At 52.0% G+C, this 21,621-nt stretch carries 16 protein-coding genes and 2 riboswitches; of the genes, 9 read left to right on the top strand and 7 right to left on the bottom strand.

Annotated elements, in window-relative coordinates; genetic code table 11:
• Nucleotides 1-7: 7 nt before the first annotated feature.
• From AC1DWB_RS09065 to AC1DWB_RS09080, 4 genes are all read right to left on the bottom strand, one after another.
• Entirely contained in the window at nucleotides 8-811 is an 804-nt protein-coding gene (locus AC1DWB_RS09065) for an energy-coupling factor transporter transmembrane component T family protein (protein WP_477540728.1), read from the bottom strand.
• The gene (locus AC1DWB_RS09070; protein ID WP_477540729.1) at nucleotides 802-2,298 is read right to left on the bottom strand and encodes an ABC transporter ATP-binding protein; all 1,497 of its coding nucleotides are present in this window, start codon (nucleotides 2,296-2,298) and stop codon (nucleotides 802-804) included. Before AC1DWB_RS09070 ends, AC1DWB_RS09065 begins: the two co-directional genes overlap by 10 nt.
• On the bottom strand, nucleotides 2,295-2,879 hold the full coding sequence (locus tag AC1DWB_RS09075) for an ECF transporter S component (protein ID WP_477540730.1): 585 nt from the start codon (nucleotides 2,877-2,879) through the stop codon (nucleotides 2,295-2,297). The genes AC1DWB_RS09070 and AC1DWB_RS09075 overlap by 4 nt, the downstream gene beginning before the upstream one ends.
• A gap of 101 nt (nucleotides 2,880-2,980) precedes the next feature.
• A riboswitch (TPP riboswitch) is annotated at nucleotides 2,981-3,087 on the bottom strand.
• Nucleotides 3,088-3,141: 54 nt separating this feature from the next.
• Nucleotides 3,142-4,107, bottom strand: coding sequence for an acetylxylan esterase (locus AC1DWB_RS09080; protein WP_477540731.1), 966 nt, complete (start codon nucleotides 4,105-4,107; stop codon nucleotides 3,142-3,144).
• Between the two features lie 85 nt (nucleotides 4,108-4,192).
• Nucleotides 4,193-4,299: riboswitch (cyclic di-GMP riboswitch) on the top strand.
• 70 nt (nucleotides 4,300-4,369) lie between these two features.
• Between AC1DWB_RS09080 and AC1DWB_RS09085 the strand changes: the two genes are divergently transcribed.
• On the top strand, nucleotides 4,370-4,618 hold the full coding sequence (locus AC1DWB_RS09085) for a hypothetical protein (protein WP_477540732.1): 249 nt from the start codon (nucleotides 4,370-4,372) through the stop codon (nucleotides 4,616-4,618).
• Between the two features lie 133 nt (nucleotides 4,619-4,751).
• Complete coding sequence (gene asd, locus AC1DWB_RS09090; protein ID WP_477540764.1) at nucleotides 4,752-5,540, top strand: archaetidylserine decarboxylase; 789 nt, start codon at nucleotides 4,752-4,754, stop codon at nucleotides 5,538-5,540.
• A 424-nt stretch (nucleotides 5,541-5,964) separates the two neighbouring features.
• Here the strand turns inward: asd and pdxR are convergent, their stop codons facing one another.
• On the bottom strand, nucleotides 5,965-7,497 hold the full coding sequence (pdxR, locus tag AC1DWB_RS09095; RefSeq protein ID WP_477540733.1) for a MocR-like pyridoxine biosynthesis transcription factor PdxR: 1,533 nt from the start codon (nucleotides 7,495-7,497) through the stop codon (nucleotides 5,965-5,967).
• A 113-nt stretch (nucleotides 7,498-7,610) separates the two neighbouring features.
• Between pdxR and AC1DWB_RS09100 the strand changes: the two genes are divergently transcribed.
• The gene (locus tag AC1DWB_RS09100) at nucleotides 7,611-8,237 is read left to right on the top strand and encodes a pyridoxamine 5'-phosphate oxidase family protein (RefSeq protein ID WP_477540765.1); all 627 of its coding nucleotides are present in this window, start codon (nucleotides 7,611-7,613) and stop codon (nucleotides 8,235-8,237) included.
• Nucleotides 8,238-8,564: 327 nt separating this feature from the next.
• Here the strand turns inward: AC1DWB_RS09100 and AC1DWB_RS09105 are convergent, their stop codons facing one another.
• Nucleotides 8,565-9,044: an NUDIX hydrolase gene (locus tag AC1DWB_RS09105; RefSeq protein WP_477540766.1), complete on the bottom strand. Its 480-nt coding sequence runs from the start codon at nucleotides 9,042-9,044 to the stop codon at nucleotides 8,565-8,567.
• 496 nt (nucleotides 9,045-9,540) lie between these two features.
• On the opposite strand from AC1DWB_RS09105, the gene AC1DWB_RS09110 reads away from it, so the two are divergent.
• The 6 genes from AC1DWB_RS09110 (at nucleotide 9,541) to AC1DWB_RS09135 (ending at nucleotide 20,677) form a co-directional block, all read left to right on the top strand.
• Entirely contained in the window at nucleotides 9,541-10,848 is a 1,308-nt protein-coding gene (locus AC1DWB_RS09110) for an aminotransferase class I/II-fold pyridoxal phosphate-dependent enzyme (RefSeq protein WP_477540734.1), read from the top strand.
• A gap of 701 nt (nucleotides 10,849-11,549) precedes the next feature.
• Nucleotides 11,550-13,847 carry a helix-turn-helix domain-containing protein gene (locus AC1DWB_RS09115; protein WP_477540735.1) on the top strand — a complete coding sequence of 766 codons (2,298 nt, stop codon included), beginning with the start codon at nucleotides 11,550-11,552 and terminating at the stop codon, nucleotides 13,845-13,847.
• Nucleotides 13,848-14,158: 311 nt separating this feature from the next.
• The gene (locus AC1DWB_RS09120; RefSeq protein ID WP_477540736.1) at nucleotides 14,159-15,043 is read left to right on the top strand and encodes an ABC transporter permease; all 885 of its coding nucleotides are present in this window, start codon (nucleotides 14,159-14,161) and stop codon (nucleotides 15,041-15,043) included.
• 18 nt (nucleotides 15,044-15,061) lie between these two features.
• The gene (locus AC1DWB_RS09125) at nucleotides 15,062-15,946 is read left to right on the top strand and encodes a carbohydrate ABC transporter permease (RefSeq protein WP_477540737.1); all 885 of its coding nucleotides are present in this window, start codon (nucleotides 15,062-15,064) and stop codon (nucleotides 15,944-15,946) included.
• Between the two features lie 61 nt (nucleotides 15,947-16,007).
• Entirely contained in the window at nucleotides 16,008-17,558 is a 1,551-nt protein-coding gene (locus AC1DWB_RS09130) for an extracellular solute-binding protein (RefSeq protein WP_477540738.1), read from the top strand.
• Between the two features lie 119 nt (nucleotides 17,559-17,677).
• Entirely contained in the window at nucleotides 17,678-20,677 is a 3,000-nt protein-coding gene (locus AC1DWB_RS09135; protein ID WP_477540739.1) for a cohesin domain-containing protein, read from the top strand.
• A 72-nt stretch (nucleotides 20,678-20,749) separates the two neighbouring features.
• On the opposite strand, the gene AC1DWB_RS09140 is transcribed toward AC1DWB_RS09135, so the two are convergent.
• Complete coding sequence (locus AC1DWB_RS09140; protein ID WP_477540740.1) at nucleotides 20,750-21,607, bottom strand: RNA polymerase sigma-70 factor; 858 nt, start codon at nucleotides 21,605-21,607, stop codon at nucleotides 20,750-20,752.
• Between the last annotated feature and the right edge of the window lie 14 nt (nucleotides 21,608-21,621).

Consider the following 21,621-nt stretch of genomic DNA (forward strand, 5'->3'; position numbering starts at 1 on the left):
CAACCCGCTAACCGTTGTAACGAACGTCCGTTATCGACAAGAGTGGACTATGCCAACCTAGTTGAATCGCAATTGCACCAAGGACGAGCCAGTACACAACGAACCAAATATCAGCCTGTGAGAATCCAATCTTATAGTAATAGGTCCGGGCTCGAGCCGAAGTGAATCGCTTCGCTTCCATCGCCACGGCAATACGTTGGGCACGGCGGATCGCTTGGGCTAGCATCGGCACCGCGTACGCCTTCAGGGTTGCGAACGGCGCCTTCCAACTGCTGCGCGGCGGCACCCCCCGAACGATCAACGCGTGGCGCAGCGTCTGGAATTCCTCGAACATCATGGGCAGCAAGCGAAGGGCCGCCATGAAGCTGTATGCGTAACGAGCAGGCAGCCTCAGTTGCTGCATCAGCGAGTAGAACAACGCGACCGGTCTCGTCGTTAAGCCGAATAGCATGCCGATCAAGGCAAAGTGCAGGGACTTGAGCCCAATATGTAGCCCCCGATAGAAACTCTCTTCCGAGATACGGATCAGTCCCCATTCAAACCATGTCTTATCCCCTAAGCCATAGAACATCATGGAGGACATCGAAGATATGACCAGTATTATAGTCGGAAGACTGAACAACCCCAAGCGCTTCCCAGATTGACCGGTCGAGGTGACATATAGCAGCAGCGGAATGGCTGCTCCGTACAACAACACATTAATGTTGTGCTGAACGAGCACCGCAATGAAGATCGCCACCGCCGCAAGCAGCTTCAAGGAGGGATTGACCCGGTGCAGCCAGGTTTCACGATTCGTCCACTTTATGTCCATAGCTGCAGGCCTCCTTCTTGCTCGGTTAACGTGCTGGCATATTCGTCCACCAGCACATCCCGATCCAGTTGTCCTGCGCGAATCGTCCAGACTCTTGTAGAAAAGTGTGTGACGATATGCGGATCATGCGTGACCATCATAATTGTAGTACCGCCCTGACGGTGGCGTTCCAGCTTCTCCAGGATGGCGAATGTATTGCGCGCATCCTGACCGAATGTAGGTTCATCCAGCAGCAATACCCGGTGCTGCTTCACTGCGGTAGCCGCGACACTAAGACGTCGCTTCTGGCCGAGCGAGAGCTGGTACGGATGATGGTGACGGCGATGCGTAAGCTCGAACTCCTCCAGCGTCAGCTCTACTTGCTGTTCGATGATCGGCTTCGGGACATGAGCCGTCTGCAACGTATAGGCAATCTCCGCCTCGACGGAATTGGTGACGAACTGGTACTCCGGATTCTGGAACACGAGTGCCAGCTCACGAGCCGCAATGCCGGACTTGTGGGTAACGGCCTGTCCGAGCAAGCTATACGTACCTGTCGTATGAACGAGCTGGAGCATAGCGAGCAACAGTGTGCTCTTGCCCGCCCCGTTCTCGCCCACAATCGAGATCCACTCCCCTGAGTGTACGTGCGCTTCTTCCACGAATAGCTTCCTATTCTTCCCACGGTAAGCTGACCATTGATGAACGGATAATAACGGCTCAAGTGTAGGAATCTGATCTTGTCTACTCTGCATGAGCTGCCGATACCGTTCGCTACCCAAATAATCATCCCATATACCTGGCAGCCATATCCCATCCGTCGATAGCTCTCGCCTCATCTGCGCGAAGATGGTATCTCGAGCCCCGTCAGCGATGATCGTCGCATTCGCGTTGAACACAACGACTCGATCCACATAATCGGCTACTTCCTCGATCTTATGCTCGACGATTATCAGCGTCTTGCCCGCTGTCGCCGCCTTAAGTGTATCCCATACTTGCTTCGTCCCTGCTTCGTCCAGCAGAGCTGTAGGTTCGTCCACGAACCAGACATCCGGGTCAAGAGCCAGCACACATGCTATCGCGAGCCGCTGCTTCATCCCTTGCGACAACATCTGGATCGGGGTATGAATAGAATCGAGGCGCAAGCCCACTTGCGCAAGCAGCGCCTCGATTCTCCCTTTCATTTGGTCACGCGGCACTTGCAAGTTTTCCAATACGAATGCTAGTTCCTCATCGACATATGGCATACAGAACTGGGTATCCGGATCCTGGAATACGAAGCCCCACGAAACCGGGATCAGCTGACGCTCACTCTTGACAGGCATCTCTACTGAATTCGGAATAATCCCGGTCAACACTTGCAGCAGCGTAGACTTTCCGCATCCGCTCGGGCCGAGGAGCAGCACCTTCTCACCAACCTGCACCGACAGAGATAGATCATGGAACAAGAGCGACTCTCCACCGGGAAAAGCAAGCCTAAGTTTCTCGACTGCCGCTACTTCACTCATGGTCGATTAAGCAGATCGTAATCCGCTCGACTAGGGGGACGAACCAGATTCGTTACACCTGTCGCTTCCAGTGCTTTCACTAAGTAGTAGGCGAATACTCCACAGATCACGATGGAACCGGCCATTCGGCACACAAGAAGTAAGGTTACATTCCACACCGACAGATCGTCGATATAGTTATAGTACAAATCCATTAACAAGGAACCGACGGCCGCCGCGACTCCAGCCAGAGAAGCGACGCTGACGGAATACTTCCGATAACGAAAAGCGGCGAAGATGAGCTCTGCGAACAACCCTTGCAATACACCCGCCATGAACACGGAAACGCCCCATTCCGAACCGGTCACGAATTCGCCAGATGCAGCCGCAAGTTCTGCTAGCAGCGCTACACCTGGTTTGCGGATAATGAGGAAAGCGACCGTTGCCGCCATGAACCACATGGGGTAGATCAGTTGATCGAGTTGGAAGCCCAAGGGCTTTACCGCATAATACAGCGGGGACCATAATTTGTACACGATGCCGAACACGACGGCGATCACGATTGTGACGAGAATATCCGTCAACTTCAACTTCTTGGACATAAGAATACCGCTCCTTTGTAATGGGTTCATACGTGGTCATGGAGAGGGAACAAAAAAATCCACCTTCGCTAGAAGGTGGATGACTATTCGACAGCTGTTCGAATGAGTGCGTTCCACTTCCCTACGCTGGTACAAACCAGATCAGGTTCAAAGGGTCTAGGATGCGAGCATCCAGTCTCAGCCTTATTAGGCTCCCCCAGTGACACATTTATCTTAACATGCATTTTCTTTTTGTCAATTGCGTTGTACTAGTAATAAAATCTTATAAGTGCTTAGCCACGAAGCTCATCATAGCTTCCTCATGGAACGGGAGTCCTTCATGTCCATAATCGTGATAAATCTTAGTTTCTTTCACATCAGTTAACAGATGGTTATAGGCGGCAAAACAAGTAGAAGGCGGACAAATCAAGTCCTGCAGCGTAATCGCCATCAGTGTCTTCGCCTTAATCCGAGTAGCGAGGTTCATCCCATCGAAATAGCTGAGTGTGCGGTACACTTGCTCTTCCTTCTCATGCTCGGGGTCGTAACGGCGGAACCAGTCGATAATTTCTCTGTAAGGCCCGGCTCCGTGGTGGGCGACCGATCTTTGAAAATTACACAAGTAAGGGAACACCGGCATAGCTACCTTCGGACGAGAATCAAGCCCCGCTACGGCTAACGTCAATCCGCCGCCCTGGCTGTTCCCGCATACCGCAATCCGGGAAGCGTCGATCTCTTCACGCGAACATACGAAATCAATCGCACGTACGCAATCCAAGTAAGCTTGCTTGAAGTAATATTCATTCGGGTCCAGAATCCCTTTCGTCATATGCCCGCCTACACTTCCGGCACTGTAGGAAGCACGGTCCGGCGTGAGACCGGATTGACCGCGAGTATCCACAGTCAGCGAAGCATAACCCATAGCTGACCATTGCAGCAATTCATAGACTCGGCTGCGACTCCCGCTATAGCCGTGGTAACGTACGATAACCGGCATCGGCCGTTTTGCAAGCGCTTCCTTAGGCACGACATACCAGCCATGCACCTTCGTTCCGTCTGCACCATCATACACAATATCGTATCCGTCAACCGATGCGACCGGATAATCGATCCGAGTGAGCTGGGCATTTAATGGGATCGCGCTCGACTTCGCCAATTCCTGTTCCCAGAACGCATCGAAGTCCTTTTCTTTCGTCAAGCTAGGCTTGTACTCCCGTAGTTGTGCTAAGGGCATATCGACCAATGGCATACTAACAGCTCCTTATTCGTCCTTTTTTACAATTAGTGACAAGTTCTCATTCCATATGGTACTATATTCCTGATGTTTCGTAAATATTGATAAAAGGCAAACCCGTCCGAAAGGCGGGGACGCAAATCCACGGGTCTTCCGAGCCGGACGTCTGGTACAGACTTCAGGTTCTATGATAGCCGGGCTGCTCATTCGAGTCAGTCGCTGCCACCGGTAGCGGCTGTTCTTTTCAATGATGCCTGAGCGCAAGGGAGCCTTCTCGATGGATGAATTGAACCGGATCAAACATCTGACATTGTCGGTTACGAGAGAGCTCGTAGCCAACTGCCGATTCTGCGTTGAAATCGCCCTCGACCCCGATGACAAGACACCCATTCAATGCATCAAGTTTTCAGGAAACTCAACACCAATCAGCGTTAATGCTACAACTTGCCTTACTTGTAAAGAATACTTGAAGAAGCGATTGCCTGTTCCAGATGAAGGGTGGGCAAAAGTGGAAAATGACCTGTAGAAACAAACAGGTAGTACGACCCAGAATGGGTCGTTTTTTGTTAGGGTGCTTATTGATTTAGAGCGGCTTCTGTGTCAATATAAGGCTGATGAACTTACTGATACGAAGAAACAGGTGACTCCCAGCGAAAATGATGAATCAAGCCTTTTTCCGATTGTTAACCGAGCTATCCTCCCGAAAATGGATTTCCAGCATTACCGGTGCATTCGCCCAATCGAGCGTGAGCCGTCTGCTAATCCCCCGTTTCGCCAAGCTGTATGGTATTCGACTGGATGATGCAGAGAAGGCGGTGAGTGAGTATCGTTCGCTGAATGAATTTTTCACGCGGAGGCTGAAGCCAGGCTTACGGCCGATTCATGAAGCAGTCGACTCCCTGGTCAGTCCGGTCGATGCCTTGATTACCGGTATCGGACGGATCGAGTCCGGTCAACTCCTGAACGTGAAAGGGCAGGATTATACGATTGAGGAGCTGCTCAACCAGTCGCCTCGTATGGTGAACTACAAGAACGGATTCTATTATGTCCTCTACTTGAGCCCGACCGACTATCACCGGATCCATGCTCCTGTCTCGGGCCTTATATTGGAAAAAGAACATGTGCCGGGCAAGGTGTATCCTGTCAATGATTTTGGCTTAACGCAGATGAGACGCGTGCTGAGCCGCAACGAGCGACTGATCACCTACATCGAGCATGAGCACGGAGAGATCGCGGTCGTGAAGGTCGGTGCGATGAATGTGAGCAGCATCCGCTACTCGGAAGCGCTGCCTGATCGGCTCGAACGAGGCGGCGACCTTGCGTACTTCGAATTCGGCTCGACGGTCGTCTTGTTGACCGAGACCGGAATCTTGACCCCTCGAGCCGACTTGCAGGTCGGTTCTAAAGTCAAGATGGGCGAATCACTCGGTACTTTGCATGATAAGTAAGGCGGGCGGTGTGCGGATATTGAGGCTGTCGATTAACTGTTGATAGAGGCTAAGACGGCCGTTCCGAGTGAAAAAGGACCCTTAGTCATCCCCACAAAGTGAAGCTAAGCTCTGTAGTATTTCCGAGTACTTTGTGGGGGGCCCGGGTTTCAAACATCTTGTTTGAACCTCCTTGATTGTATAAGAGATTCAGCGGTGGGAGGTTCAAGCCAAAACTCGCCAGGGTCCTCTTTTTCACTCTCCACTTCCCTTGTCCACAGTTAATCGACAGCCTCATATTTCATGTTACAGCTCGCTCGGCACTGCCTTTAAAGACGAGCAGTAACATAAGTACAATCAGAAGCACAAATGCCATCGAACAAGCACAAAACGGTGCCATCCTGTACAGGGACGGCACCGTTTTGTGCTTGAAGTAGACAATTCATTACTTTCCAAGATGTGCTTCCGCTTGCCGATATACAATAGCCGCCACACGCATCCGTTCCACTCCCTCCTCAATTCGCTCTTCCGATAAGTGGGAGAATATGAAACACGCGCTAGCATATGCATTTTCGTAAAAGTAACTCCTTCCATCTCCCCATACAACTCCCGCCTGCTTACAATGTGTCTGGTATCGTTCGTAGCTGGCCTCGTCACCGCGCCAGCGGGCGAACACATGCAGACCGGCATCGGAGGGCACGACTTCGAACAGTGTGCCCAACTCACGATCGAGCAGCCGCCGGAACAGCTCGAATCGGCGACTATACACTCGGCCCATGCGGCGCATATGACGCTCGTAGCCGCCACTCCCCATGAATTGCGCTAACGCCCGCTGCTCCAGAAGGGATGCGGGGTACGGCTCATATAGCCGCAGCGCCCGAACAAACGGCTCCAGGAGCCGTTTCGGCAATACGGCGTAGCCGATACGCAGCTGCGCTTGCATCGTTCGCGAGAAGGTGCCGACATAGACGACGCGCCCGGCGCGGTCGAGCACCTTTAGCGGTTCAATCGGCCGCCCATGGTGGCGGAACTCGCTGTCATAGTCGTCTTCGACGATGACAGCGCCGCGCTCGGCGGCCCACTGCAGCAGCGCCTGCCGACGAGGCAGGCTGAGCACCGTCCCAGTCGGGAATTGCCGACTGGGCGTCACGAACGCGAGCCGGGCATCCCACGGCTCGATCACCAGCCCCTGGCCGTCCAATTGGCCAGGGACAGGCACGCCGCCGGCGGCGCGGACGGCCGAGACAATCCCGGTGTAACCGGGATTCTCGATCACGGCCGGCTCGCCAGCGTCCAGCAGCAGCTGCGCGGTCAGCGCCAGCGCTTGCATGGACCCATTGACGATGACGATCGCGTCCGCCGTCACCGTAATGCCCCGCGCCCGCTTCAAGTGGCGGGCAATTGCCTCGCGCAGAGGCAAATAGCCTTGCGTGGGGGCGGTCGCGCCCGGCGTTTCCGTCTTCTCGCGGACTTCCGCGTACAGAAGACGGCGCCATTCAGGCGCGGGGAACGGCACAGGCTCAACCTGGCCGAAATCGAACACTATGTCCCCGCTGTGGAGCTCTCGCACATGCTCCAACGGACTGCCACCCTGTTCTTCTTGCCTCAACCCAGTATCACCCGCCCGCCCCTCTCTTCGCGATGGCTGAGATAGTTGGCCAAGGCGGCTCCCCCAGTCTGACAGTCGAATGTGCATAGGATCCCCGACTTCCCCATCAGCGGCTGCTTGCCGGAACCGAATATACGTCCCGCTCCCCGGCTCCGCCTCCACATAGCCTTCAGCGGCGAGCCGCTCGTACACTTGATTGACAACGCCTCTAGACAACACATATTGACGACCGAGATCACGGCTGGACGGCAATCGGGTTCCATACTCCAATCGCCCGCTTGAGATCGCTTCCCGTAGTGCATAGTACAGCGCCGTCTGCTTGTAGCGGTGTGTCTCCAAATTCAATTCAAATGGGATATGAAATTCCATTCAATCCTCCCCTAACTTATCCGCCGCAAAAAGTGGTCCATTCAAATCCATCATAATTGGTGCTTTTTATTTGTCAATCCACTTTATAAGATAAGACAAACAAGGAGAGGGTGATCGTCGTAAGAAGAGAAGAATTTGATATGGCATCCATCGAGGAGACGGAGTCGTTCCTGCAAGAAATGAGCTTCGGGGTGTTGGGCTTGCACAATGGGGAGTATCCGTACTTGGTGCCACTAAATTTCGCCTATACCAATGGCAATATTTATGTATACGGCAGCAAAATCGGGCTTAAAATGGAGGCGCTCGGGGAAGATCTGCGTGTCAGCTTCAGTGTGGCCAAGGAATATGCAATAATCCCATCTTACTACTCGGACCCTGTATTCGCTTGCCCGGCGACAGCTTATTTCAAATCCGTTCTGATTCGGGGGAAAGCGGCGGTTGTGGTGGATTTGGCGGAAAAAGCGGAAGCCCTATCTGCTCTGATGGAGAAGCTTCAGCCAGAGGGCGGATATGACCCAATTGATCCAAACATTCCTGCTTACGCATCACGGGTAAAAGGTGTGGCCGTTGTGCGGATCACCCCCGAGCACCTATCGGCCAAGTTCAAGTTCGGTCAGAACCTGCCTGAAGCGAAAAATGAACATATCCGCAATGAGCTGCTTCAGCGGGACAAGCCGATGGATGCGGAAACCGCCGAGCTGATGGCCCGCTACTGCCCCGCACATCGTAGCAAAACCTAGCCTACTGCTGTCTAACTTCTCATCAAATCGAGGAATGTGCAGCGATATGGGGTCCAGATAGAAGACGATTCATGAACTCAAATAGTGGAAAATTCATCCGTTATTTTTATATTAAATCCCAAAAGCGAAGGCAAAAATAAAAATAAAGGAAAATTCATCCGTTATTTCAGGTAAAAAAACGATCTTCTCAGCAATAGCGGAAATTTTCTCCACTAATTTGCTATTCTCGCAATATTCGCGTACAACAAAAAGGCCAACAGGGAACTCAGTTCCCTTATTGGCCGTTCAGCCCTTCAGCCCTTCAGCCCTCCAGCCCATCGCCTCAGCTCAAGACTTATACCCCCGGCCCGTCACCAAGTGCGTGATCGCCGGAATTTCCTGCTCCAGCATAGCGAAGATGCCTTCCGGATAGACCGGCCGTTTCTTCAACTGAGATAGAGAGCGCCACACCAACTTAACCGAGGAATGCTCCTTGTGCCACAACGGTTCGGGAATATCGTTCGTAACCAGCAGCTCGCACCTGTGAATCAACGTAACCTGATGGTGCTCCTTGCCATAATATTGGAAAAAATGTTCGTTCACGACCAGCAAAGGCCCCACTACGACCTCAAGGTCATATTCCTCCATAAACTCACGGATTATGGCCTCGGATGCGGTTTCTCCGTACTCTACAGTGCCTCCGGCGAACCGATAGAACGATTCGTCCTCATCGCATTGCACGAGCACTTCTCGCTCTCCCGCTCGATCATTAGCCGAACGGCCTTGCCGGAGCATAATACCCGCCGCTCTAAGTTTCGGATTCATAATCGCATGCTCCCTTCGGACAAAAAGGACATAATCGAGGCTGTCGATTCATAGTCGATTGAGGCTATGACGGCCGTTCCAAGTGAAAAAGGACCCCTAAGTATACCCCGCAAAGTGAAGACAATGCTCTGTCGTGAATTCCTAGTACTTTGCGGGGGCCCCGTAAGTTCTAACATCTTGTTTGAACCTCCTTGGATCGGCTAAGGGGTCTAGCGGTATGGAGGTTCAAGCCAACTCGCCGGGATCCTCTTTTTCCATTTCCACTCATGTGTGCGCTATGTATCGACAGCCTCTAATCTCCTCTGTCATAATCCAACTTTTCTCTATTGTACATTACACGGGCACGGAAAGAAATTCCTGTTTGTTCTCTAATTGCTTGTATCGGTAAGTTTTCAGACTTCTATACATGAAGTGCACTCGGTGGTGACGCTCCTCCTCACAAGTGATATAATAGCGACATAAAGTCGAACTATACGATTGGAAGGATGACTTGATTCAAATGAACCCAATGGTGAAGCAGCTTAATGAAACGATTCAGAGAGAGAACACACATGTATTCGACATGCTATCAGGACTAGGCAAAGCGATTTATTTCCCCAAAGAAGGCATCTTGAGCCAATCGGCCGAAGCTAAGGTTAAGGCTAAAACCTATAACGCGACAATCGGGATTGCCCTCGAGAACGGTCAGCCGATGCACCTGAAATCCATTCAAGATACACTTAGCGCTTATTCGCCCAAAGATCTATACGAGTACGCCCCGCCTGCGGGCAAGCCAGAGCTTCGCAAAGCTTGGCGCAGCAAGATGATTACCGAGAACCCTTCCGTTCAAGGCAAAGGCTTCGGGAACCCGGTTGTCACGAACGCGCTGACACATGGACTGAGCATCATTGCCGATCTATTCGCCGATGCGGGCGATGCGGTTATATTCCCCGACAAGAACTGGGAAAATTACGAGCTGACCTTCGGCGTTCGCCGTGGAGCTGAGATCGTCAACTTCCCTCTCTATAATGAGCAGAATAAATTCAATTCCGATGCCCTGCGCGAAGCCATTCTGGCCCAACGCAATAAAGGCAAAGCGATAGTCGTACTGAACTTCCCGAACAACCCGACTGGCTATACGCCGACTCCGGCGGAAGGCAAAGAAATCGTCGCCGCCTTGCTCGCCGGTGCCGAAGCCGGCATCAACATCGTTGCCGTCACTGATGACGCCTACTTCAGCTTGTTCTTCGAAGATTCCGTCACAGAATCGCTGTTCGGCCAACTGGCCAACCTGCACCCGCGTATTTTGCCAGTCAAGGTGGACGGTGCTACGAAGGAAGAATACGTGTGGGGCTTCCGCGTCGGTTTCATCACATACGCTTCCGAGAGTGAGGCGCTCTTGAACGCGCTAGAGCAGAAGACGACTGGCATTATTCGTGCCACGATCTCGAGTGGCCCGCACCCCTCGCAGACGTTCGTCCTGCATGCGTTGCAATCACCGGACTTCGAAGCGCAGAAGCAAGAGAAGTTCGACATTATGAAAGGCCGCGCCAATAAAGTGAAGCAGCTGCTCGACAGTGGCAAATTCGAAGGCGCTTGGACCTACTACCCGTTCAACTCCGGCTACTTCATGTGTCTGAAGCTGACCACCGTTGACGCCGAGACGCTCCGCGTTCACTTGCTGAACCAATACGGGATCGGCACGATCGCCTTGGGTACGACCGACCTGCGTGTTGCATTCTCTTGCATCGAGGTCGAGCATCTGGAGGATCTGTTCAATCTGATCCACCAAGGTGTCAAGGATTTGGAGCAAGTCGCCGCCAAGTAAATCCCCACACAGTGTCGCGGGACCTTCCAAGAGTATTCCTATTACTTTACGGGGGTCCCGGACTCTAGCCCCACAAAGTGACGTGGGACCTTCGAAGAGTATTCCTATTACTTTGCGGGGACCCCGGAACTTACTAAAAAAAACGTCTCGCAAACCATTTTCACAATGGCTTCGAGACGTTCTTTATTTCCAGAATAGTCCTTGTTATTCCCGAGTAGTCCTTCGAAGTTCCAATTCTTTCTTCAGCGCCTTTTCAACAGAGGCAGCGAGAATATCAAATTTCTCGGAAATGGTGTACGCCAGGATTTCCCCACAATGAGAACAGTGTTGCTTCTGGAGTTCCGTCATTTTCGAGCAAGCCGTACACTTTATCATTCGGATGAATACCCCCATACTATCATGATCGCGCTCTATTCATGCATCGCCTTAATAATTATTCATCGTCAACTCCAAGTCAGTAGTTTATACCGAATATGGAGGAAGGGCAAAGAAACGAGGAGTTTATGAAAAGGGATAGCGTGGATCACGGAGGGCATGATTGGAACTTCCTAGAAGGACGCAGTGAACCGAAGGTTTTTTGGACGAGCACCCGATGATATGCAAAGCGGAGTTGCTGAGGCTCTAAAGAATAAGTATGCAAAGCGCTTTTATGGTCGCTATAATAAAGGAAATCATTAACGTAACGAATATGGAGGAGAAGCATGCGTGCGATAAGAGATGCCATCCAATCATTTCTCGCAAGAGGAATGTATTTCAGGAGGTTGCTGGGCTTCGGGATTGTTGCTCTATGCATCCCCATTCTTCTTGCCGCTTTTTTGGCATATGCGATTGTCTCCAACCATTTGGAGCGGCAGGTAAACGTGGCTAATCTCGAAATGATCGAACAAATTCAGGAGCGCGTCGACAGCGCTTTGAAATCCATATCGAAGTCATCTCGTGGGATTACGCTCGACCCAGGCGTGCAGCAATATTTGTACCAGACTGATAGACGCGATTTCGTCGAGATGATCGATCTGCTGGACAAGCTGACCGCAGCGTCAAGATCGATTGAGTTTACGAATACGGTCAATCTGTTTTTACCGGAAGAGCGCTTTGTGCTGTCCAGCGAGAAAGGGTATCAGAAATTAGACGCTTTGCGGGACAGCTACCCGTTCCTCAATGCGGTAGGATCCATGTCCAAGCCAAAGTGGATGTTGCTGAAGAAAGGCTCGAACGACGTCATTGCCTACGTGCAGCCGCTACCCATTTTTACCGACACGCCGCGAGCTTATTTGACCGTCGAGGTGGATGAAAGTTCTTTTCATTCGACCTTGCGTGCGGTGGAAAGGTTCAAATCGGGAAGCCTGATGCTGTTAGACGAAACGGGCGCAGTCATCTCCCATAATGATAAGTCTCAGCTTGGCTCCATCCTTGGAGATAGTCTGGACGGTTGGAAGAAGAAGCTGGATGCGAACGGGCAAGCAGGCTTTTTCAAGCATACAGGAGCCGGCATATACACGGTTTACGCAAAATCGAATTTGAACGGATGGATGACGGTTCTCAATGTTCCGCTTTCGGTAATGGGTTCGCCAAAAACGCAGGTTGCGCAAATGACAGCGCTCGTTTGTCTGGGTTCGCTCATCTTGGGCATGCTGCTCATCTACTTGAATTCGAGAAGACTTTATGCGCCAATCCGCAATTTGTTGAGGCAGGAAGCCGGAGCACCGTCTGTGCTGGGAGGAACGAAAATAGATGAATGGACGCTCATACGCAATCATTGGGGCAACTTGAAAGACGAGATCGGCAAATATCATGACGTATCGAGCAAACAGACGCTTTCTTTGCGTGAATCGTTTATGATGCAAATTATTTATGGGTATTACGATAACGAGCAGCCGGATCGGCTTCGGAAAATGGCTTTGCAGTATGGCATTCAAGCCGATGCATGGTGGGACGTCATCTTAGTAGAACCTGAAAACTACGAGCAGTACAACAGGTTTAAGAAGGATGACAGGCACCTCATTCTATTGGCTATATCGAGCATTTGCCAGGATATGATGAAGCAGCACAATGTAAATGGCTATTTCGTCTTCGGCCCGGATGCGGCCCGGTTGATTGTTGTCGCGCAAGTACCGATTGAGACGAAAGCGACGCAGTGCCGGACGGTCCTCAACCAGTTAGCCGAATCGGTACGGATTTCCGTAAGCACTTATTTGAAATTCGATTGCTCGATAGGAATTGGGACGATATGCGACCGGATGGAAGGAATCCGCCATTGTTATTTGGAAGCAGATGAAGCACTCGCGACGAGAGTCATGGTGGGTGGAAACCGGACGATCGCATTTGCGGATTTGCCGGCCTTACAGCACGAATTCGTCTATCCGTACGAGATCGAACAATCATTATTACAGGAACTGCAAAAAGGAAACCGGGAAAGATTCGGGCACCAGTTTGAACAGTTCGTTCAGGCCATTACGAAACGCAGCTATCCGGTTTCGGCGGTTTATGAATCATTTCACGCCTTGTTCGTGCAGATTTCGCACAAGGCACACGAGCTTTCACCCGAGCAGGCGAGGCTGCTGTCAGGAATGGAAGCGATGAAGCACATTTTATCCTGTCGGATGGCCGGAGATATGGTGCGATGGTTTGAAGAAAAGGTGTTCCCGGTTTTGCTGCCCATATTCGAGGATGCGGCGGACGACCGGGGCAAAATCATGATCGAAGCAGCCAAAGCATACGTTCTTGAACGGTTGGAGCTCGATCATTCGCTTACGTCGATGGCGGAATACGTGGGCGTCAGCCCTGCTTACTTCAGCAGGCTGTTCAACAAGCATACGGGCCATAACTTTATTCAACATGTGGCCGAGCTTAAGGTAGAACGCTCCAAGGATCTTCTACTGCACACCGATACGACGATCTCCGTAATCGCCGAGCAGGTTGGTTACAACGAACGAACGTTTCGCCGGGTTTTCAAGAAAATGACTGGTTATTCGCCGGCCAGTTTCCGCAATCAGCAATAAAGCGATGTGGAAGGCATGTATACGCACGTAATATTCCGTCCATTTGGGCGGTCATTTTTTTATCCGGACGAAGTTCCTGCAGTGTCGAAAATGTCCGGCGATGCTGAGAAAGCCTGATAGGACGCGTATTTTCGGGAGTGTCCACTGACGACAACGATTGAACCTATTCAGCCGCCCTGTTCCCGGATTAAGCTGTTTGTAGCCGGCTAACCAGAACGAAGGGAGAGAGGACAATTCGAAGCGCAGGTTCGCTAGAAACCGTTCCCGTTGCCGTCAGGCGAGATCAAACCAAGCGTCTGATGTGGAAGCGGATGAAACGGTACAAATACATCTACATGCTGGCGTTTCCGACAGCGCTGTATTTTCTCGTTTTTAAGTACGTTCCAATGTGGGGCATCTTGCTTGCTTTTCAGGAGTACAGTCCATTCCGAGGATTTTGGAACAGCGAATGGGTTGGCTTCGAGCATTTTGCCCATCTATTCGCGAGCAATCAGTTTTGGAACTTATTCCGGAATACGCTGCTCATCAATTTGTTTGGACTCGTGTTTTATTTTCCGCTGCCGATTGCGTTGTCGCTCATGCTTAACGAAGTCGGGCGAGAGTCGGTAAAGCGGGTTATTCAGTCGATCATTTATTTGCCACATTTCCTGTCGTGGGTCATCGTCGTCAGCTTTACTTATTTTTTTCTATCCGTTGATTTCGGGCTGGTTAACAAAGGGTTCGCCGCCTTGGGGTGGGACAAAATCAGCTTCATGTCGGAGCCGAACTACTTTTGGGGACTGCTGACCGCTCAAAGCATTTGGAAGGAAGTCGGCTGGGGGACGATCATCTTCTTGGCCGCGATCGCCGGGGTCGATCAGCAGCTGTATGAGGCCGCTTACGTAGACGGAGCGGGCCGTCTGCGGCGGATGTGGCATATTACGCTGCCTGCGATCCGCAGTACCGCCGTTATTCTGCTCATTCTCCGGCTTGGCCATATGCTGGACGTTGGATTTGAGCAGGTGCTGCTGATGCAAAGCCCGCTAGTGCTTCCTGTCGCCGAGGTGTTCGACACGTATGTATACAAGCGCGGGGTGCTTTCCGGTGAGCTGAGCTACAGCATAGCGGTCGGTTTGTTCAAATCGGTGGTCGGGCTGCTGCTTATCGTGTCGGCGAACCAGCTTGCCAAACGTTCCGGCGAAGAGGGACTTTACTGATCGGGAAAGGTGAAACCAATGATTGGATCAAAAACTACTGCCGTTTCGAGAGCAGCCGATGCTTTAATCTACATCCTTCTTATCGGGGGCGCACTTACGATGCTGTTTCCGTTCGTTTATATTTTGGCGGTTTCGTTCACGGATGAGAGTGTCTACGTAAGCGGGGAGCTCATGCTGCTGCCCACAAAATGGTCGCTGGATGCCTACCGGTACGTCTTGTCGACAGACAGCTTCTTTCATTCCTTTCGATCGACGGCATTCATTACGGTTGTCGGAACGGTTCTGAACCTGCTCTTTACAACGACATTCGCTTATGCGATGACCAAACAGGAGTTGCCTGGACGCCGCTTCCTGCTTCTGATGGTGTTGATCACCATGTTGTTCAGTGTGGGAATCGTGCCGAATTATTTGCTGGTCAAGGAGCTTGGGCTGATCAATTCGCTCTGGGCGCTTATTTTGCCAGGGCTGACCGGTGCGTGGAGCGTATTCGTTCTCAAATCGTTCTTTCAGAGCTTGCCCGCCAGCCTGGAGGATGCCGCCCAAATCGATGGCTGCAACGACATTCAAGTGTTCGTGCGGATTATTTTACCGCTGTCGCTGCCTGCGATCGCCGCTTTCTCGCTGTTTTTCGCAGTGGCATTATGGAATACGTATTTCAGCGGTTTGCTGTATATAAGAGATGTAACAAAATGGCCGCTTCAGGTGCTGTTGCAGCAAATCGTGCTCGAACCGAACAGCAGTATGGTCGGGGACGCTACGCAATTCGATTCGGAGGCCAAGCTGCCTCCAGAGACGATTAAAATGGCCGCCTTAATGGTCGTTATGATGCCGATTTTATTGGTGTATCCGTTTTTGCAAAAATATTTTACCAAGGGCGTTCTGCTCGGATCGGTTAAGGGCTGAAAAGGGATGCCCTTCTCATGGATCGAATGACGAATATCAAACAAAAAGGGGAGTAAAAAAAATGATACGTAGAAAGCGCATGTTGGCATTATCGATCGCAGGTTCGTTATCGCTCTCTTTGTTAGCCGGCTGCGGAGGGAAGAACAATACCCCTTCGGATATTAAAGGAAGCTCGCCGTCTCCAACTGCCGCCGCTATGAAGCAGGTGGAACCGGTCGCAATCAGCTTCACGACCCCGCTCTATAACGAGCCACCAAATTTCCAGAGCGACTATTACAAGGAGTTGGACAAACGGGCTAACGTTAAGCTGACGATCAAGGCGATTCCTTTTAATGCTTACAAAGAACAGCTGAACTTGGCGTTGTCCTCGAATGAACTGACTGATGTCGTCGTCAATCTGGAGTTGTTCGATCCCGTTACGATCGGTGCGGTACGCCAGGGGGCGTTTCACGATTTGACGCCGTACCTCGGGGATTTGAAAAAGTATCCGAATCTGGCGAAAATTCCGAAGCAGATTTGGGATAATTCCAAAATTGACGGCAAGGTATTTGCCATACCGCGTCCACGCGGACTGACCGATCAGTCGCTGCACATCCGTAAGGACTGGCTCGACAAATTGAATTTGAAGGTGCCTTCGACCGTAACGGAACTGCGCGACGTGCTGAAAGCTTTCGTCGAGAAGGATCCGGACGGCAACGGGAAGAACGACACGTACGGGCTGGCGGTGTTCGGTGCTACGCTCAATTCCGCAAGTGCGCCGCTCAGTTCCGCGTTCGGGGCCAATAAGCCGACGTTCGAGGGAGACAAGATGCTCATTCCGTGGATGACCACAGGCTACCGTGACATGCTCGAATATTTCAGGGGACTTTACGCAGATAAAATCATTACCCAAGAGTATTCCGTGCAGAAATTCGGCCAGGATACGGAAATGTTCCAGAGCGGCAAAGCCGGAGTCGTCGGCAGCTCGATCAACGGGGCTTGGGACATTTGGACGAATACGAAAAAGACGGATCCGAAGGCGGAAATTTTGACGCTGCCTCCGCTCAAAGGTCCGGGAGGAGACGGGAGCTTCCTGCCGTCGGGTTACTTGGGAGGCATCATGATTTCCTCCAAGGTGCCGAAGGATAAAGTCGAGATCTTGTTGAAATACCTGGATCAGTCCGCTTCCCAGGAGTTCGTCGATTTCGAGAGGTACGGCATCGAGGGCAAGCACCATACGAAAGAAAACGGCGTTCCGAAAGTGAACGACGAGATGTTCAAGAAGGAAATCGGCAACGCCAGCCTGATGGTCGGCTATTACGATCCTTACAACAAAGCGCTGCATGCGAAAGCGACGCCGGAGTTTAACGAAGTTCAGAAGAAAGTATCCGATCAATATGCGGCCAAAGGCGTGCCAAATCCGTTAGAAGGGCTCATCTCCGATACGAATGCGAAGCGTTCAGCAGATTTGTTCAAGGATCGTAACACGATCCTGACAAAGGTTGTCGTCGGCCAAAGCACAATGGAGGAGTGGGATGCGTACTTGAACCGTTTGAAGGCGGATCCTGACGTTCAAAAAATAATGAAAGAGTATGCCGATCAATACAAGCTGAAATTCGGGGAGAAAAAATAGCTTTGCAGGTACCAGGGAACAGTCTCACATCGCTAGACGAGGATGGCGGGACTTTTCTTTCCTGCGTATAGTAAACGTTTTCATGCAAGTGAAGAGAATCATGTAATGGAGGTAAACTTATGAAAAAAATGAAATGGTCTGCAATCGTAATGCTGATTGTTACATTCCTGATCGGCCTGATTGCTCCTACGCCGTGGTCGAATTTTCGGGTCGAAGCGTCAGGGGGCGCGAACATCGCTCCGAGCGCAACCGTAACGGCCAGTACATACGGAGCGCAGGACACGCCGGACAAAGCCACAGACGGGATTAAGGACAATAATGCGAGCAGATGGAGCTCCAAATGGTACGCAACGCCACCGGCAGGCACGCCAAAGACTCCGCAGTGGCTTCAACTGGAGTGGAATGCTCCCGTGAGCATCGATAACGTCCGGCTGTGGAGCGGCAACATGACGTCGCCCGGCTGGCAGCTCGTCGATTTCGAGATTCAATATTGGGACGACTCCAGGTGGGTGACGGCAGCTGCGGTTTCCGGCAATACTATGGACGGCAAGCTCGGGCAGTTCAACGATTTGACGTTTGCGCCCGTTCTGACGCAAAAGCTTCGTGTATATGTGACGGATGGCTGCCAATTCGATACAGTGGCGCGCATATTCGAGATCGAAGTGTACCAAAGCGGTGGACCAAGCCTGGAGACCGTACATATCAATACGAACGAACGGCACCAGACGATCGAAGGCTGGGGCGGCAATGTGTATCCGCAATTTATTCCTCTGTTCGCGGCGAACGATCCGAATTACATGAACAAGATGCTCGACGAGTTGAAAACGACGAATATACGCGTTCGCAGCTACTGGTATTTGATGGAGGAAGTGAACGACGATGGCGAATCGCAAACATTCAATTGGAGCGAGTTTCAAGCGGGAGACAAAGGCGATGTACATCAGGAACTGCTAGCCTTGCAAATGCTCTATAACCGGGGCGTGAAGCTGACGCTCGGTTCGTGGCGGTTCCCGAACTGGATGGCCGGCAAGCCGCCGGGGTACAACTGGTCTGGCGCCCAGATGACACTGCCGGCCGATATGGACGACGAATACGTGGAAAGCATGGCAGGCTATTTGCTATATGCTCGCCAGCATTACGGCGTGACGTTCGACTATATTGCGGTCGCCAACGAGCCGAACGGCGGAGGCGTTTATATCAACGGCATTACGCCAGCACGATACGCATCGCTTACGCAAAAGCTTAAACAGAAGCTGGAATCGAATGGCTATGTTGCTGAGTATTTGGCCGGCGATACGAATGCGGCGACCATATCCGCCGCGCAGTATGCGGAAAGCGTCTTGTTTGAAGACGCTTATGCGAATCCGGAAGGGCAAAGGCTTTTTAGCACTCTTTCCTATCACGCTTACGAGCGATCTGTCGCCGGGCTGCAGCGGTACGAGGAAGCGGCCCGGACTTACGGCGTCAAGCTGCATGTCGGCGAACAAGAAGACCAGATCATCGTAACGGACAAGGACAAATGGTCACGCGCGATGAATAACGCTGTAGCCATTCACGATTCGCTCACTTACAGCAGGGCGAATTTGCTGCAATATTTCGCGTATTCGGCGACGGATAGCGGAGGCTTGGTCATTTATAGCTACAGCGGTAAAACGTGGTATCCCGTCTATGACATGCTTAAGCATTTTTATGATGCGGCGCCGCCGGGCTCCGTCATGATCGGGGCTCATCCTGATGCTTCGTCGGCTTCCGATCTGTACACCGTCGCGTTCGAAAAGCCCGACAGAAGGCTGGAAATCGTCCTGATCAACTCCGTAGCCGAAACGCGCCAAGTGAAGCTTACCGGGGTCGGAAGCCGTATGTTTTCCGTGCGCAGCAGCGGCGAATTCGCACGGAACTCGCCGGGACAGGACATCGCAGGCTCTGCGGCCGGAGAGGTGACGGTTACGGTCGCACCTAACAGCATCGTTTCGCTTTCGGAGAAAGCTGGAGGGGGAACGGTCCAAGCGCTTAAACTGAGCGCGGTCTCTTCCGCTCCGTTAATCAAGGGAGATCGGGTTCAATTGTCGGTCGCAGCAAGCTATGATAATGGAACGGAAAGCAATGTGACGGACGACGTGCAGTATACAAGCAGCGACAAGGCGGTAGCGACGGTGACGCGTTACGGTTTGGTAACGGGATTAAGCGCGGGAGCGGCTGCGATATCGGCAACGTTCGGAGGAAAAACCACCGTCTACGAACTGACGGTCGAAGCTGTCGGGGGGCGGTTACTGCAGCTTAGTGGGCTTTCCTCTCCCGTTGACGTAGGCAGTGAGCAGCAACTGGCAGTAAAGGCACTCTCTTCAGACAACACATCTCGGGATGTGACGGCTTATGCCCAATTTGCGAGCAGCAGCCCACTCATAGCCGGAGTGGATGCTACGGGTAAAGTAACCGGCTTGTCGGCAGGTTCGACGGTCATTACGGCAACTTACAGCCATTTGTCTGTGGCTGTTCCTGTGACGGTGCAGAGCGGCAATTCCAGCACAGCTGCGTTATCGACGTTAACCGGCGCCGGGGATGTAAACCCGGGAAAGGAGTTTGCGGTACAGTTCGGGTTAAAGGGAGTAACAGATAGCATATACGCTCAAGACTTTATCGTCAACTTCGACCCTACTTTGTTGAAATACGTTTCCGTTCATTCTTTACGGGAAGGCATTAGTATTGTCAGAACCGTAAAGCAAGCTGAAGGCAAGCTGCGGGTCATAATAGCTAGCCAAGGGTCCTGCTGCGGGTTCACCGGCGATGGCGACATAATCGAGATCGTGTTCAATGCCAAAAACATTCAACAGACGGGTACAGCGAATATTACGGTATCGAAAGTAATGCTGGGCGATGCTCTGGGCAAAGAAAGTGAAGCGGCTTCTGCCTCGTTAGACATTCTCGTGGAACGTGTAATACCCGGGGATGTAAACCGGGACGGCAAAGTGTCCGTCGGCGATCTATCCGTTGCTTCCGTAAGCCTGGGCAAGGGTAGCAGCGATCCGGACTGGAAGCACATCAAACCGGCCGATCTGGATGGAGACGGTGTTCTCTCTCCTGCCGACCTAATCTTACTCGCGAAGCTGTTGGTGAACTGAGGGGATGATGCGACAAGCCGGCGGGATGAGATCCTGCCGGCTTTTTAGCTTGAGATTTTTTGTTATTCCCGACTATCTGATATGCGCCAGCTTCTCCGGATTTCGAACGATGTAGATGTTTTGCAGCAGTCCGTGCTTGATATGGAGAAATGTAACTCCCGTAATGATGCCTCCTTCTCGGAACACAATACCGGTCTGGCTGTTCATCGCTGCAAACTCGATGGTAGGGTCGACGCTCCCATCTAGTTTGCGGATGATACCGAATAGGAAGCGAGCCACAAGCTCCCTCGTCTCGATCGGACGAGCTGCAGCGGACACTTTACCTCCACCGTCGGACACGAGTACGGCATCTTCGGCAAGCAAAGACAGCACCGTGTCGACATCTCCCTGGGAGAGGGCAACGAGAAAGCTTTGTACCCATTCTTCTCCGACAGAGCCCGCACCGATCAATTCCTCTTCGGAGATTCCCATCTTCCCTCTGGCTCGGCTCATCAGTTTGCGGCAGTTCGTTTCGCTCTTGCCGATTAGTTCCGCAATGGCCGGATAATCGAAGCTCAGCGCCTCCCTCAGAACGAATACGACCCGTTCTGCGGGAGACAACCGTTCCAGTAGGGCAAGCATCGCATAAGAGAGCAAGTCGTTGCGGACGACTGCTTCGAAGCTATCGGTATCCGTCGTCGGAACAGGCTCCGGCAGCCAAGGGCCGAAATATTGTTCGCGGCGTTTCCTCGCCGATTTGAGCTGATCGAGACAATGATTCGTTATTATTTTGCACAGATACGCTTTCGGTTCCTCCAATCGTTCTGGGCTTATGCCCTGTATCTTAACGAACACCTCTTGTACGGCGTCCTCCGCATCAGATACCGAACCAGTTAATTGGTACGCCAGACGGAACAGCAGACCCTTATACCGTTCATACAACTCAATCATATCGTGTCTCCACC

It is taken from the genome of Paenibacillus sp. P4_E11, from assembly GCF_056401635.1.